This is a genomic window from Rhizobium favelukesii, from assembly GCF_000577275.2.
Taxonomy (GTDB): Bacteria; Pseudomonadota; Alphaproteobacteria; order Rhizobiales; family Rhizobiaceae; genus Rhizobium; species Rhizobium favelukesii.
The window spans coordinates 2,855,814-2,869,965 of sequence record NZ_HG916852.1; the positions used below are offsets into that span (position 1 = coordinate 2,855,814).

At 61.5% G+C, this 14,152-nt stretch carries 14 protein-coding genes; 8 read left to right on the forward strand and 6 right to left on the reverse strand.

What is annotated here, in order from left to right:
- Position 1 precedes the first annotated feature (1 nt).
- The gene (locus LPU83_RS52715) at positions 2 to 583 is read left to right on the forward strand and encodes a DUF1349 domain-containing protein (RefSeq protein WP_024313854.1); all 582 of its coding nucleotides are present in this window, start codon (positions 2 to 4) and stop codon (positions 581 to 583) included.
- Here the strand turns inward: LPU83_RS52715 and LPU83_RS52720 are convergent, their stop codons facing one another.
- The 4 genes from LPU83_RS52720 to LPU83_RS52735 all read right to left on the reverse strand — a co-directional run bounded on the left by LPU83_RS52720 (position 584) and on the right by LPU83_RS52735 (position 2,910).
- On the reverse strand, positions 584 to 925 hold the full coding sequence (locus LPU83_RS52720; RefSeq protein ID WP_024313855.1) for a tRNA-binding protein: 342 nt from the start codon (positions 923 to 925) through the stop codon (positions 584 to 586). It lies immediately after the preceding gene.
- A gap of 13 nt (positions 926 to 938) precedes the next feature.
- Positions 939 to 1,757: a pyrroline-5-carboxylate reductase gene (gene proC, locus LPU83_RS52725; protein ID WP_024313856.1), complete on the reverse strand. Its 819-nt coding sequence runs from the start codon at positions 1,755 to 1,757 to the stop codon at positions 939 to 941.
- Positions 1,758 to 2,258: a type III secretion system chaperone family protein gene (locus LPU83_RS52730; protein WP_024313857.1), complete on the reverse strand. Its 501-nt coding sequence runs from the start codon at positions 2,256 to 2,258 to the stop codon at positions 1,758 to 1,760.
- Positions 2,259 to 2,649: 391 nt separating this feature from the next.
- Complete coding sequence (locus LPU83_RS52735; RefSeq protein WP_024313858.1) at positions 2,650 to 2,910, reverse strand: accessory factor UbiK family protein; 261 nt, start codon at positions 2,908 to 2,910, stop codon at positions 2,650 to 2,652.
- 279 nt (positions 2,911 to 3,189) lie between these two features.
- Here LPU83_RS52735 and lgt point away from each other — a divergent pair, with 279 nt between their 5' ends.
- From lgt to LPU83_RS52770, 7 genes are all read left to right on the forward strand, one after another.
- Positions 3,190 to 4,071, forward strand: a complete 882-nt coding sequence (gene lgt / locus LPU83_RS52740) for a prolipoprotein diacylglyceryl transferase (protein ID WP_024313859.1) — start codon at positions 3,190 to 3,192, stop codon at positions 4,069 to 4,071.
- Positions 4,072 to 4,094: 23 nt separating this feature from the next.
- On the forward strand, positions 4,095 to 5,195 hold the full coding sequence (locus LPU83_RS52745) for a class I SAM-dependent methyltransferase (protein ID WP_024313860.1): 1,101 nt from the start codon (positions 4,095 to 4,097) through the stop codon (positions 5,193 to 5,195).
- 95 nt (positions 5,196 to 5,290) lie between these two features.
- Positions 5,291 to 6,085, forward strand: coding sequence for a peptidoglycan editing factor PgeF (gene pgeF / locus LPU83_RS52750; RefSeq protein WP_024313861.1), 795 nt, complete (start codon positions 5,291 to 5,293; stop codon positions 6,083 to 6,085).
- A gap of 5 nt (positions 6,086 to 6,090) precedes the next feature.
- Entirely contained in the window at positions 6,091 to 7,242 is a 1,152-nt protein-coding gene (locus LPU83_RS52755) for a M24 family metallopeptidase (protein WP_024313862.1), read from the forward strand.
- 97 nt (positions 7,243 to 7,339) lie between these two features.
- A complete protein-coding gene (locus LPU83_RS52760; protein ID WP_024313863.1) occupies positions 7,340 to 8,170 on the forward strand; it encodes a hypothetical protein in 831 nt (276 codons plus the stop codon).
- Positions 8,171 to 8,276: 106 nt separating this feature from the next.
- Entirely contained in the window at positions 8,277 to 9,209 is a 933-nt protein-coding gene (locus LPU83_RS52765) for a ribose-phosphate pyrophosphokinase (protein ID WP_024313864.1), read from the forward strand.
- Between the two features lie 99 nt (positions 9,210 to 9,308).
- Positions 9,309 to 9,920, forward strand: a complete 612-nt coding sequence (locus LPU83_RS52770; RefSeq protein WP_029709930.1) for a Kazal-type serine protease inhibitor domain-containing protein — start codon at positions 9,309 to 9,311, stop codon at positions 9,918 to 9,920.
- A gap of 107 nt (positions 9,921 to 10,027) precedes the next feature.
- Here LPU83_RS52770 and LPU83_RS52775 read toward each other — a convergent pair whose 3' ends face one another.
- Together LPU83_RS52775 and LPU83_RS52780 are read right to left on the reverse strand one after the other, a co-directional pair.
- Positions 10,028 to 10,705: a peroxiredoxin-like family protein gene (locus LPU83_RS52775; RefSeq protein ID WP_024313866.1), complete on the reverse strand. Its 678-nt coding sequence runs from the start codon at positions 10,703 to 10,705 to the stop codon at positions 10,028 to 10,030.
- An 88-nt stretch (positions 10,706 to 10,793) separates the two neighbouring features.
- Positions 10,794 to 14,051: an adenylate/guanylate cyclase domain-containing protein gene (locus LPU83_RS52780; protein WP_024313867.1), complete on the reverse strand. Its 3,258-nt coding sequence runs from the start codon at positions 14,049 to 14,051 to the stop codon at positions 10,794 to 10,796.
- Between the last annotated feature and the right edge of the window lie 101 nt (positions 14,052 to 14,152).

The following is a 14,152-nucleotide window of genomic DNA, read 5'->3' on the forward strand; positions in this document are numbered from 1 at the left end:
GATGATGATCGATACGGCGCGAATGACATGGCTGAACCCGCCGCCTCGCTTTGAAGAGCGCAACGGCGACCTGCATGTCTGGTCTGGACCGAAGACGGACTTCTGGCAAGGAACCTACTACGGCTTTCACCGCGACGACGGGCATTTCCTGCATCAGCGAAGAGGCGGCGACTTTTCGGCCGAAGTATCCTTCTCCGCACGCTATGAGGAACTCTACGACCAGGCCGGCATGATGGTTCGGGCCGACGCGACGCATTGGATGAAATGCGGGATCGAATATACCGATGGAGCAATGCACTTCAGCGTCGTCGTGACCAATGGCAACTCCGACTGGTCAGCCTTTCGGCTCGACCATGCATTCGAGCGCATGGGCGTGCGCGTAACGCGAACCGGCGATGCCCTGTTCATTCAATACAGAACAGACCGGATGGAGGACTGGCGCATGGCGCGGCTTGCTTGGTTCGATCCGGCATTGGTGCAGGTTGCCGTCGGCCCGGCATTCTGCTCGCCGCAACGCGCCGGCTTTGAAGCCGTATTCCATGCGTTCTCGCTGACCGACCCGCTGTCGCGCGATATCCACTGATCACATCAGCTTCTTGCCGTTCGGCACTGGCTTGTCCGGTGCCGCAAGAACAATCGCGCCCGCTTCGTCCTCGAAACCGAGGGTCAGGACTTCTGAGCGAACTGGGCCGATCTGTCGCGGCGGAAAGTTGACCACACCGAGAACCTGCCGACCGATCAGGCTCTCGGGCGTATAGTGAACGGTGATCTGGGCCGATGATTTCTTAAGGCCGATTTCCGCCCCGAAGTCGATCAACAGCTTGAAGGCCGGCTTGCGCGCTTCCGGGAACGGAGTTGCCTCGACAATCGTCCCGACACGGATGTCGACACGCTCGAAGTCGGCATAGGTGATTTCGTCAGCCATGGTCTGGATGTCCTCAGCCGGCAAGCTCTTCGGCACGCTTGCGTGCTGCTGCAAGGGCCTTGTCGAAAAGAGGCTGCATCGCGTCCTCGGCCATAAGGACGGAAAGCGCGGCAGCCGTCGTGCCGCCCGGCGAGGTCACGTTCTGGCGCAACCGCGAGGCGTCGTCGGGGGACTGGTGCAAAAGCTCACCAGCCCCCGCGACAGTTTCCCGTGCAAGACGCATGGCAAGGTCCGCCTGCAAGCCAAGTTTACGGCCTGCCTCTGCCATACACTCGACGAGATAAAACACATACGCCGGTCCGCTTCCCGACAGGGCCGTGACGGCATCGATGTCGGCTTCGGTTGGAACCCACTCGACCGGACCGGATACACGCAACAGAGAATGGACTAGCTCGCGCTGCGCATCTGTGACGCGCGCATTGGCAAACGCACCCGTAATGCCACGACCGACCATGGCCGGCGTATTCGGCATGGCGCGCACCATCGCAGCCTCGCCGAGATGCTTTTTAAGGAACGACAATGTCTTGCCAGCGGCAACGGACACGACGACCGTCTCCGGTCCGACCGTTGCCTTGACCGGCGCCAGCACGCCATCCATTACCTGCGGCTTGACCGCAAGGAAAAGAACGCCTGCCGTCAACCCTGCCGGGGCCGAGATGACGTGCGTCACGCCGGCATCGTTGATCGTCTTCATCATCTGCTCCGACGGGGCGGGATCGATGACGACGACGGAGGAACCGGCCACGCCGCTCTTGAGCCAGCCGGAGAGCATCGCGCCCCCCATGTTGCCGGCACCGACGAGAACGACAGGACCTGAAGATGCGGATGACATTTACGCCTCGCCGACCGTTTCGAAGAGAACCGCTTCCATAGCGCGGTTCGCTTCCATGCCGGACCAGATCACGAACTGGAAGGCCTGATAATACGCCTCGCAAGTGTCGAGTGCACTAGCCAGCAGAACCTCGACCTGTCGATTGGTCGGCTCGGCACCACCGGCAAGCAGCAACGACTGGCGGAAAATGATGACATCTTCCTGGCGCCAGAGGTCGAAGTGTCCCATCAGCACCTGACCATTGATCGCGGCCAGGAGCTTGGTGACTTCGTTGACACGCTGTTCGGGAACCCTGACGTCGAAGGCGCAGCCTAGGTGCAGCGCCTCAAACTCTTCCATCCAGGAAAAGGAAACGTGGTAGTCGGTCCACTTCCCTTCAACCGTCATCGCAATCTCGTCATCGCCCGACCGCTCGAAAGACCAGTCGTTATTGGCGGCGACGTACTCGATCATATCGACCGGGTTCGACTGACGCTCGACTTCCAATTCCATGAGGCTCATGCAGCACCTTCTTGACCGGAGTGAATGCGAACCAACTTCTCAACGAGACACAAGGAGAACACACGCAACAGCCGGAACCACCAACCCTGATGACCGTTGAACCGCTACCAGACTTAACGCAGTCAAACCTGCCTGGAGCTTATCAACTGCTTCGAATCATCATTTAAAATCAGTGTATAACGGGCTAGGCGACGCGCCAGCCCCTCACAGCCGTTTTAGGGAACGGCACTGTGGAAAGCTTTTCGGGTTTCCATTCAGAAGGAGGGTTTAAATGACTCTGCCCATTGATCTTTTTGGCAGTGTCCACAGGTGGATAACGACACCCGGTTTTTAAGTCACAGCCGCGGCGTGTCTCATAAAGGTCACACCACGGCCTGTGTCACAACGGGAATTATTTGCCCTTGGCTGCAAGCTTCGCTTCAAGGGCGGCGATCCGGGCAAGGAGGGCGTCGTTTTCATCGCGCGCCTTGATCGCCATGTCACGCACGACCTCGAATTCCTCGCGCTTGACGACGTCGAGAGTATTGAGCCAGCGCTCCGCCTGCGCATTGAAGGCTGTCTCGATTTCCTTGCGCACACCCTGGGCCGCGCCGGCGGCATCCGTCATCAGCTTGGCGAACTCGTCCATGATGCGGTTTGCTCCAGTCGTCATGGCGGTGTTCTCCCTTTACAACATACAACGTGCGGCCTTTGGGGCCTTTCAAGAATGAGGTAGGGCTTCGCCGCTAAGGATGCAAGCGCTTTGCTCTGGATAAGCCTGCCCGTGCGCCGCGATCGCCAACAATCGACTTGACCGTTTTTGATAGCAGCGCCATCTTCCGCCCACATCGAGCTTGGCGCGCCTTTAGAAAGTCGCAAAGGACGCCTTGAACTGAACTGCGTTCGTCCGACCGGCCACTCCGTAGGGCTCACGCCAGCGAATGGGAAACCCTTGCCGACAGCAGCCAATCTCCTGGCGATCATGCCCTTCCCCGAGATCGACCCGATCGCCTTTTCGCTCGGCCCGCTTTCAATTCACTGGTACGGACTTGCCTATGTCGCCGGCATCATGCTCGGCTGGTACTATGGCCGTCTGATCGCCGCAAACAACAAGCTATGGCCAGGCGATGTTTCCCCGATCACCAAGGTGCAGCTCGACGATTTCATCATCTGGGTCGCTCTCGGCATCGTTCTCGGCGGGCGCATCGGCTACATCCTGTTTTACGACATGCCGGCAGTGATCGAGAGCCCGATCCGAGCCATCCAGATATGGAACGGCGGCATGTCGTTCCACGGCGGACTGACGGGCACCACGATCGCGATGATCATCTTCGCACGTCGCAACGGCATACCGATCTGGAGCCTGTTCGACATCGTCTCGGCGGTCGTCCCGATCGGCTTGTTCTGCGGCCGTATCGCCAACTTCGTCAATGGTGAGCTGTGGGGTCGCCTGACGGATGCGCCGTGGGGCATGGTTTTCTGCAATCAGTACATTGAGAAGACCAACGGCTACTGCCCTGGCGGCGACTTTGTTCGCCATCCCAGCCAGCTCTATGAGGCTGGGCTGGAGGGCATCGTGCTGCTCTTGGTTCTCGCCGTTCTGATCTACGGCTTCCGCGCCCTGAAGGCGCCGGGCTTCGTCACCGGCGTCTTCGTCTGCGGCTACGCACTTTCTCGTATTTTCGTCGAATTCTTCCGCGAACCGGATGCCCAGCTGGGCTACCTGCTGGGCACCAATTGGCTCACCATGGGCATGGTGCTTTCCACGCCGATGGTTCTGCTGGGAATCTGGGCCATGCTTTTGGCCCGCCGTCAGGCTGCCTTGCAGCACTGAACGCAGCCGGACAGGAGGTATCGATGAGCACCGCGCTCGGTGAGAAGATCAAGGCGATCATCCAGGCAAACGGCCCGATCAGCGTCACGGACTTTTTCTCGCTGTGCCTCGCCGATCCCGAACACGGTTACTACAGGACCCGCGAGCCTTTCGGGCGCTCGGGCGACTTCGTCACCGCGCCGGAGGTGAGCCAGCTTTTTGGCGAGATGATCGGCGTCTTCATCGTCCATGCCTGGCAGCGACACGGAACCCCTGGAGGTGTCCGTCTTGTCGAGATCGGCCCCGGTCGCGGCACGATGATGTCGGATATGCTGCGCGTCATTTCCCGCATAGCACCGCCGCTCTTTGAGGACATGACGGTGCACCTCGTCGAAACGAGCGAGCGTCTGCGCGACATCCAGCAGGAAACGCTTGCGTCGTATCGCGACAAGGTCAGCTGGCATCAAGGTTTCGACGACGTGACGCCGGGTTTTTCGCTCGTCGCGGCGAACGAATTGTTCGATGCCATTCCGATCCGTCAGTTCGTGAAGACGACGACAGGGTTCCGCGAGCGCATGGTCGGCGTCGACGCAGGCGGTGAACTGGCCTTCGGCGTCGGGGTGGCAGGGATCGATCCAGGCCTTCTGCCCTCGCCGGAAGAGGATGTGCTCCCGGGAACGCTGTTTGAAATCTCGTCGGCTCGCCAGTCGGTGATGGTAGCGATCTGCGATCGGCTGAAGGAATATGGGGGAACGGCTGTCGCCATCGACTACGGGCACCTCGTAAGTGGCTACGGCGATACGCTGCAGGCGGTGCGCATGCATGAGTATGACCCGCCGCTGGCACATCCGGGCGAAGCCGACCTTACGAGCCACGTCGATTTCCAGGCCCTGGCGCAGGCCGCCACCTCGGCTGGCGTTCACCTGAACGGCATGCTTCACCAGGGCGATTTTCTTGTCGGCCTCGGCATTCTCGATCGCGCAGCGGCGCTTGGCCGAGACCGGGAAGCACATACGCGCCAGATTATCCAAACCGCCGTCGATCGACTTGCCGGCGAAGGCGAAGGGCGCATGGGCGAACTCTTCAAGGTCATGGCGGTCTCTCACCCGGCCGTGGATTTGATGCCCTTCCGTCCAGCGGATTGACAGCGCAAGCGCCGCTCGCCAACATCCGCCGCAACCGACGGGCTTCGCCATCCGAAAATGGCGCATAAGCAGTTCAAGCAATCTTGGAAGTTTTAATGACACAAGCAGCATCTCCGGCACCGATCCAAAGCACGCTGCTGAGCGAGACAACCGGTGACGCGATTCTCCATGGCTATTTTACGCGGGAAGGCGGCGTTTCGGACGGCATCTATCGCGGCCTGAATGTTGGCCTCGGCTCGAACGACGAGCGCGAGAAGGTTCAGGAGAACCGCCGCCGCGTGGCAAACTGGTTTGAATTGCCTGTCGAGCGTCTCGCTACCGTGCACCAGGTCCACTCTCCCGATGTGGTCATCGTCGACAAGGACTATGACGGATCCCGGCCAGCAGCAGATGCGATGGTAACGGCAACCCCCGGCATAGCGCTTGGTGTTCTGGCAGCCGACTGCGGACCCATCCTTTTCGCCGACGCGACGAACGGTGTCATCGGTGCCGCTCATGCCGGTTGGAAAGGCGTCCTAACCGGCGTGTTGGAGAACACGATTGACGCCATGGTCCGACTTGGCGCGAAGCGGGAGGCAATCGTTGCCTGCCTCGGGCCATCGATCAGCCAGGCGAGCTACGAGGTCGGCCCGGAATTCGTGGAGCGCTTTGTCACACTGGATCCATCTTACGAGCGCTACTTCGTGTCCTCAGGAAAGCCGGGGCACGCGATGTTCGACCTGCCGGCGCTGACTGTCGATCGGCTGCGCGTCGCCGGTGTCCGCGCAGAAACCCTGGGGATCTGCACTTATCCCGACACCGAGCGATTCTTCTCTTATCGCCGGACCACACATAACAAGGAGCCGGACTACGGCCGGCAAATTTCTGCAATCGCAATCAGGGAGATTTAAGCGGCATGGCCCTGCACTTCGACAGACCCGAATTCGCCGTCCGTCTCGCACGTCTGACCGATAGAATGCGCGAAGAAAAGCTGGACGCCCTGCTGCTCTTTGCGCAGGAAAGCATGTACTGGCTGACCGGCTACGACACCTTCGGCTACTGCTTCTTCCAGACGCTTGTCGTCAAGGCCGACGGGACAATGGCCTTGATCACGCGCTCCGCCGACCTGCGCCAGGCCAAGCACACCTCTATCTTGGAAAATGTCCAAATCTGGGTCGACCGCGTGAATGCCGACCCGACCGTCGACCTCAGGAACCTGTTGGTCGAGATGGACCTGCTCGGCGCCAGGATCGGCGTCGAGTACGATACACATGGCATGACGGGCCGCGTTGCCCGGATGCTCGATGCGCAGTTGACGTCGTTCGGACAGATCGTCGACGCCTCCTATCTCGTCAGCCGCCTGAGATTGATCAAAAGCCCGGCCGAAGTCGCCTATGTCGAACGCGCGGCCGCCCTGGCCGACGATGCGCTCGATGCGGCGCTAACGCTGACCAAGCCAGGTGCGGACGAAGCCGACATTCTGGCCGCCATGCAGGGCGCCGTCTTTGCCGGTGGCGGCGACTACCCGGCGAACGAATTCATCATTGGCTCCGCCGAGGACGCACTGCTCTGCCGCTACAAGGCCGGCCGCCGCAAGCTCGATGCGAACGATCAGCTGACGCTCGAATGGGCAGGCGCGTACGCGCACTACCATGTGGCAATGATGCGTACCATCGTCATCGGCGAACCGAACTATCGCCACCGGGAACTCTACAATGCCTGCTTCGAGACGATCCAGGCGATCGAGACCGTCCTCAAGCCGGGCCAAAGCTTCGGCGATGTTTTCGATATGCACGCGAAAATCATGGATGAACGAGGCCTTTCCCGCCACCGTCTCAACGCCTGCGGCTACTCTCTGGGCGCCCGTTTCTCGCCGTCCTGGATGGAGCATCAGATGTTCCACGTCGGAAATCCGCAGCCGATCGAGCCGAACATGTCGCTCTTCGTGCACATGATCATCATGGATTCCGACACGGGAACGGCGATGACCCTCGGGCAGACCTATCTGACGACCGACGACGTGCCCCGCGCCCTTTCGCGCCATTTTCTGGACTTCATCAACGTCTGACGCAAACCATTGCTGGCCAAGAATCCGGAATTGACACAGACCGGCGCCGGCCTTCATAAAGTGGATGGGGCCGGCACTGGGAAGGATGAAACGAGGGATGACGCGAGTTGCGACTGCGCCGATGCTCCTTGCCTGCTTTGCCCTATCCGCCTGCAACACAACCGATGCCCTGGTTCCCCTGGTCGACATCGGCGAACCCTCCGGAAGCATCCGTTCATCGCCGGTAACGCAGGGCGACGTAGAGCGCATGGCAGGCGCGGCGCCACGCCAGCAGGCCTTTGCCTCCGAACAGCGGTCGAACGGATATCACCCTGCCTACAACCAGACGGGCTACCGGCAGGGTTCTGGCGCACCACCGACCACGATGGAAGCCCAGGCTATGGCGCTGGAAAACGACCCGCCCTCGCCCGCCGCCGCCGCTCCGATAAAAGCCGAGACGCTGCCTGAGCCTGTGTCCAATGCCCAGGCCGAAGAAGAAGACATGGGGGAAACGCCCCCGCGTGAGCCGTCGCGGCAGCAAACCCAGACTGCCATGCTGAATACCAACTCCCCCTCGGCACGCGGCACGACCGTCCGCTTCCTGCCGATCATCGGCGCGCCGGTCCAGGCCGTCACGCCGCTTTCGCGCCAGCTCGGGGCCGAGGCCCGCTCGCACGGCCTTTCGATCAAGAGCTCGAACGACAGCTCCAGCGCCTACATTCTGAAGGGGTATCTCTCCGCCTTTTCTGATAGCGGTAAGGTCACGGTGGTCTACGTCTGGGACGTTCTCGACGGTGGGGGCGCTCGGTTGCACCGCATTCAGGGAAAGGAAAGCGTGCCCTCGCAAGCGCAAGATCCCTGGGCCGGCGTTCCCGCGTCGGTCATGCAGCAAATCGCCTCGAAAACCATCACCGAATTCTCGACGTGGCGCGACGCTCGTGGCGGTTAAGCCACAAGCTTTTTAGAAATATAGGCGCAGATGACGCCTTAGCCCTTGCATTCAGGAGCAAGCTGGCTAAAAAGCGCGGCTATCAGCAGGTAATAGGCGGACCAAGATGAAGGTTTTCGCAGGCAATTCGAACCGGCATCTCGCCGAAGCGATCTGCAACTATCTCAACGTGCCATTGGGCAAAGCCAGCGTCAGAAGATTTGCCGATCAGGAAATCTTCGTGGAAATCCAGGAAAATGTCCGCGGCGAGGACGTGTTCGTCTTCCAGTCGACGTCTTTCCCGACGAACGATCACCTCATGGAACTGCTCATCATGATCGATGCGATGCGCCGCTCGTCGGCGCGCCGCATCACCGCCGTCCTTCCCTATTTCGGCTATGCCCGTCAGGATCGCCGCGCCTCGGGGCGTACGCCGATCTCGGCCAAGCTCGTCGCGAACCTCATCACGGAAGCCGGCGCCGATCGTGTGCTGACACTCGATTTGCACGCTGGCCAGATTCAAGGCTTCTTCGATATCCCGACGGATAACCTCTACGCTATCCCGGTCCTGACACGCGATATCAAGGCAAATCACGACATCAGCAACGTCATGGTCGTTTCGCCGGACGTCGGCGGCGTCGTTCGTGCCCGCGCGCTCGCCAAGCGCCTCGACTGTCTGCTGGCGATCGTGGACAAGCGCCGCGACCGCCCGGGTGAATCCGAAGTCATGAACATTATCGGCGAAGTTGAAGGCAAGGATTGTCTGCTGATCGACGACATCGTCGATTCCGGCGGCACGCTCTGCAACGCCGCCGACGCGCTGCTTGCGCAGGGGGCTGCAAGCGTTACCGCCTATATCACCCACGGCGTTCTCTCCGGCGGCGCGGTTACCCGCATCACCTCCTCGAAGCTGCGCGAACTGGTGATTACCGACTCCATCCAGCCGACGACGGCTGTTCAATCAGCCCACAACATCCGCGTTGTCAGCACGGCAAGCCTGATCGGCGAAGCCATCAACCGAACCAGCCAGGAAGAGTCGGTTTCCAGCCTATTCGACTGAACCTGTACGAAATTCTCAACTACCGCTGAGGTTCGAACTTCCCCGGAAATGCAACTTACGCTAGGATTTAGAAAGAAATCCAGCCATAGGGGAAGAATAATGACGCTCGCCGGATTCCTGTCGCCGCGAAAGCTCGCTCTGCTGGCGCTCATCCCGCTTCTTTCCGCCTGCACCGTCGACGTCGGGCCAAGTTATTCGCGTCCGCCGCCTCGCCCGCCCGGGCCGGCGATGTGCAGCATGGAGTATGCTCCGGTCTGCGGCCAGCGCAGTGGACGTGTCGAGACCTTCACCAATGCATGTCAGGCCCGCGCAGCTGGCTTCGCGATCATCAACCGCGGCCAGTGCCGGCGCCCGACCCCGATAACATCGCGTCCGCCGCCGCCTCCTCGCGCGGCCAGGCCGCAGATGTGTACCATGGAATATGCTCCGGTCTGCGGCCAGCGTGGGGCACGTGTCCAGACCTTCGCCAATGCATGCCAGGCGCGCGCCGCCAACTTCGCGGTCATCAGCCGCGGCCAGTGCGCCCGACAGCCCGGCATAACGGTGCGCCCGCAGCGTCCGGCACCGCGACCGCAGCCGGGCGGCATCTGCACACGCGAGTACCGGCCGGTCTGCGGCCAGCGCGGCTCGCAGATCAGGACGTTCCCGAACGCTTGCGAAGCAAGCAACAGCGGTTTCCGCATCGTAAGCCAGGGCGCGTGCCGGCGGTGAAACAGCAACCCTCATAGGCGGCTTCCGCTTCCGCGTGCGGGAGCCTAAGCGCGTCTGTCGAAGTGGACTGGGGCGTGACGAGCGGACCTGAAAGCCCGCGACGCGTGTTAGGCGGCGATGTGCGATGCCGCCGACATGACTTCTTCGGGGGCCGGCACGCCGAACATGTGTCGACCGTCGTCGGCGACTTCAGTAAAACACCATCTGATGACGCCATCGCGGTCGAGCAGGAATTCGCCGACCAACTGGCCCTCTCCCGTTGCGATCATGCGCTTATCGTCGTCGGTGAATTCGTAGCCATCGGCATTGTCGAGGAATTCGACAGCCGCCATCGGCGCCATCGGCTGAGGCAGATCGGGCATATCGACCCGCATCGAGGTCAGCGTGTCGAGACTAACCTTATAAGGCCAGACTGTCTCCGACTGCGTGAACTCGAGATTGGGAAGTCCGAAGGCGCGATGCGATATCCGGTCGGGATCGGATGCGGCCACCAGATTGGGCAAGGGGTGGTAACGGAAATAGAGGCGCGCTCGGTCGATGGGCGTGTTGACGATCGTCAGGCTCTCGACGCCCTTTTGCTGGAGATCACCCGCGAGGCTCGCCATCGAGGCGATTTGCCGCCGGCAGAATGGACAGTGGAGCCCGCGAAACAGGCCGACCAGCACAGGCTTCTGCCCCCGGAAGTCATCGATCGATATCTTGCCCTGGCGGGTGATCGCATCGAGAATGACGTTCGGCGCGCGGTCGCCGGGCTGCAGCGGTCTTTCGCTTTGATTTTCGGGCATGATAGCCTCCCTCACAGACGCGTCGGCGAGACGCCGAACAGAAGAACAAAAACAGCGAAAATTCAGCACCTTACCTGTCGGCGCTGAATCAATCCAGGAAGGGCAACACGACCAGTGCGTCGGGATCCAGCCCATGCCTGACGCAAACGTCCTGGGCGAGCGAAAAGTATCGCTCCGCCTCGGCCATATCGTCTTTTTCCAGGTTCAACGTCGCAAGCCCATCATAGCATGGAAAGAGCAGCTGTGGTTCGCCGATTTCACGCGCGAGCTGAAGCGCTTCCTCATAATAATTCCAGGCCAGGTCCGGTTTGCCGTGACATTGATGGATCTGTCCGAGGACGATGAGCGGCACCGCCAGGTGATCGCGCTGATCCAGCGCCCGGTCGATCTCGATCGCCCGCTCCGCCGCCGGCACTCCCTCCTTGGCGCAGTTGTCCGTGAAGGTGCAGCAGGCAACGGCGAGATTGGCGAAAAGCCGTGCTTGAAAGCCGAGGTCGGAAATGCGCTTAGCAACCTCGAGGCCTTGGCGACACACATCGATGGCGCGCCTTGGATCGACGATCGTGTAGAGCACGCCGAGATTGGAATAGGCACGGCAGGCGGCGCCAAGAAGTCCCGCCGTTTCGGCAACCTCCAGGCTTCGCTCGACTTCGCGCACGGCCTCGCGATGCTGTCCGAGCCGCGCCAGTGCCACGCCTTTCGTATTCAGCGCCTCGGCGCGCACCTGTGCTGCTTCCACGGCGACGGGACCACCGTCATCAAAGGCTGCCGTGCTGAGGCAGGATAGCGCATCGTCGGCCCAGCGTGCTGCTGCGCTTTGATCACCCATGCGGAAGGCAAGATGTCCGCGCTCCTGCAGCAGATGCGCAAGCTCGATGGGCGCAGCGCTCTCGCTCAGCAGCGAGGCGGCCTGCGCATAGTCGGCGTCCGCAAGATCGCTTCTGCCGGCTGCGAGATTGAGGCGACCGAGCTTGCGCAGGATCCGTGCCGCCCCGGGCTGGTCACCAGCTTTCCTCAAGGTCGTCAATACGCGCCCATAGTGTTCACGTGCCGTATCCCGTTCTCCCGCCGGCCCGCAGAGATCGGCGACGCGCTCATAAAGGGCAAGCAATTCCGCACCGGCCTGTGGCTTATCCGAAATCGCCGCAAGCGCCTCGCGGTAGAGGCGCATTGCATCGTCATTGGCATAGGTCTTGCGGGCAAGATCGCCCGCAGCCATGAGATATTGGGCGCCCTTACCCGTCTCCTCGGCCCGGCAGTAGTGACGGCCGAGTTGTGCGATGTCCTCAAGCCGAGCGGGTATGCCATGATGCATCCGCTCGATGGCCGCGCCGATGCGCGCGTGCAGCTGCTTGCGGCGCTGCAGCAAGAGATTGCCATAGATGGCATCGTGCAATAGCTGTTGCGGAAAGCGATAGGAGATCGCCTTTGTCGAAGCAACACCGGGCGCTTCCTCGACGATCTCCGCCTGGCAGAGATAGTCCAGCCCATGCTCGATACGCGCTGCATCAAAAGCGACGGCGTGAAGCAGCGCCAGATCGAAGCGCGGACCGATGACGGCGGCTTCCTGCGCCAAACGCTTGACGTCGGGCGGCAGACGGTCGACGCGTGCAAGCAGCATCGCCTGCAGGCTCATCGGTATCTCGCTGCCTATTTCAGCATTGGCGACATGCCAACATCCGCCCTCGGAATGCAGCACGCCCGTCTCGATCAGGGCCCGAACGATCTCCTCCATGAACAGCGGGTTGCCGCCCGCTCGCGCGAGAATTCGTGAGCGCGTTTTCGCTGGCACGGAACTGTCCGCGCCAAAGAACTGATCCAGCAGCGCCTCGCCATCCTGAACCGAAAGCGGCGCGAGCCGCATGAGCGTACGGCTGATCCGGCTTGACTCCAAGCCCTCGCCTTCAGCAACCGACCGCCCTGTTGTCAGCATCATCAGGCGCGTTCGCTCCAACCTGTCCAGCACAAAGCGAAGCGCCTCGATCGAAGCCGCATCCGCCCAGTGAAGATCCTCCACCACCAGCAGCAGCGGACTGAGCGAAAGCCGCCGCTCAAAAATGGTGCGCGTGGCATAAAAAATCTGCCTGCGCAGTTGCTCCGGCTCCACGTGGCGCAGCGCTCCATCGGGATCGCCGAGGCCAAAGACGTAAGACAAAAGCGGCGTCAGACCGGCAACCTCGCTCTCGGAAAAGCCTAGGTCGATCAATCCTGATGCCAGCAGTTCCGCCGTCCGGGCTGCAGTTTCGCGCTCGGCTATTGCGTAGGCGCTTCGTAGAACGGCCGCGAGCATACCGTAAGACTGTTCGCCAAGCGGCGAGCAGACGGCGCGGCGCACAACAACATGACGAAATCGCTCTTTCTCAGCGACGGTCTCCAGGAACTCCCTGACCAGCCTTGACTTGCCGATGCCGGCCTCGCCGATGAGCTGGACGAGTTGCGCATTGCCGCCACAGGCAAAATCCAGGCAATCGGACATCCGCGACAGTTCTGCGTCACGCCCGATGAGTGCGGCGTGTAGTCCAAGGCTTTCCAATCCGCGCGCCGTGTGGGGCGTCTCCATCCGCCCGAGGAGACGATGCACCTGTACATTGCCCGTCTTCCCGCGAAGGGCCAGCGAACCGAGATTTTCGAAGGCGAACGCATGCAGCGTCAGGCGGTATGTCACTGGCCCGACCAGTATCTCGCCCGGACCGGCTAGGCTTTGCAGCCGTTGCGCTGTATTTACTGTATCGCCAGTCACGGAGTAGGATCGCGCCGCCGCCGCCCCGAAACCACCGCTAACCACCGGTCCGGTGTTGATACCGACATGCAACTGCAGCGGATCACCACCGACCAGATCCAGCCATTTGGCGCCGAGGCGGTCGGCCCCCGCAATCATGTCGAGCGCTGCGCAAAGCGCGCGATCGGGATCATCCTCATGCGCCGTCGGCGCACCGAATAGCGCAAGCAGCGCATCCCCCACAAACTTGTCGACGAAGCCGCCGTAAGCCTCCACCGCCCGCGTCAGTTCCTCGAACAGCTCGTTCTGCAGCGCGCGCATCAGCTCGGGATCTGTTCTCTCGCTGAGAGCAGTAAAACCACAGAGATCCGCAAACAGAACCGTCAGCGGACGCCGATCAGCGGCATCGTCAGGCGTCGATGTATGCGCGACGGTAAGCGGCAGCGGTTCGGCAGGAGCTGCACGAACGTCGGCTCGGCCGAGGGCTGCCCCACATTTCGGGCAAAACGCGAAATCGGGCTGGCAGGCCTCGCCACAGGAGGCGCAGACTATAGGTTGTCTTGCGCCGCACTTCGGGCAGAACGCAAAACTGCTTTCGATCGCAAAACCACAGGCGGCACAATTCATCGGCCTGCCCCCAGGACGCGCACTGGCCCCCGCCCGGGAGCCTACGCTAGCGAGACAGAATGAACCTGCCGCGAATGCGCCGCAAGGGGTGCCCGTGGCGC

Bases quoted from the DNA above. Each gene is read 5' to 3' on its own strand.
- LPU83_RS52760 (WP_024313863.1), top strand. From the start codon at position 7,340: ATGACGCGAGTTGCGACTGCGCCGATGCTCCTTGCCTGCTTTGCCCTA.
- LPU83_RS52735 (WP_024313858.1), bottom strand. From the start codon at position 2,910: ATGACGACTGGAGCAAACCGCATCATGGACGAGTTCGCCAAGCTGATG.
- LPU83_RS52755 (WP_024313862.1), top strand. From the start codon at position 6,091: ATGGCCCTGCACTTCGACAGACCCGAATTCGCCGTCCGTCTCGCACGT.
- LPU83_RS52765 (WP_024313864.1), top strand. From the start codon at position 8,277: ATGAAGGTTTTCGCAGGCAATTCGAACCGGCATCTCGCCGAAGCGATC.
- LPU83_RS52775 (WP_024313866.1), bottom strand. From the start codon at position 10,705: ATGCCCGAAAATCAAAGCGAAAGACCGCTGCAGCCCGGCGACCGCGCG.
- LPU83_RS52770 (WP_029709930.1), top strand. From the start codon at position 9,309: ATGACGCTCGCCGGATTCCTGTCGCCGCGAAAGCTCGCTCTGCTGGCG.
- LPU83_RS52715 (WP_024313854.1), top strand. From the start codon at position 2: ATGATGATCGATACGGCGCGAATGACATGGCTGAACCCGCCGCCTCGC.
- LPU83_RS52730 (WP_024313857.1), bottom strand. From the start codon at position 2,258: ATGAGCCTCATGGAATTGGAAGTCGAGCGTCAGTCGAACCCGGTCGAT.
- LPU83_RS52720 (WP_024313855.1), bottom strand. From the start codon at position 925: ATGGCTGACGAAATCACCTATGCCGACTTCGAGCGTGTCGACATCCGT.
- proC (WP_024313856.1), bottom strand. From the start codon at position 1,757: ATGTCATCCGCATCTTCAGGTCCTGTCGTTCTCGTCGGTGCCGGCAAC.
- LPU83_RS52780 (WP_024313867.1), bottom strand. From the start codon at position 14,051: ATGAATTGTGCCGCCTGTGGTTTTGCGATCGAAAGCAGTTTTGCGTTC.
- pgeF (WP_024313861.1), top strand. From the start codon at position 5,291: ATGACACAAGCAGCATCTCCGGCACCGATCCAAAGCACGCTGCTGAGC.
- LPU83_RS52745 (WP_024313860.1), top strand. From the start codon at position 4,095: ATGAGCACCGCGCTCGGTGAGAAGATCAAGGCGATCATCCAGGCAAAC.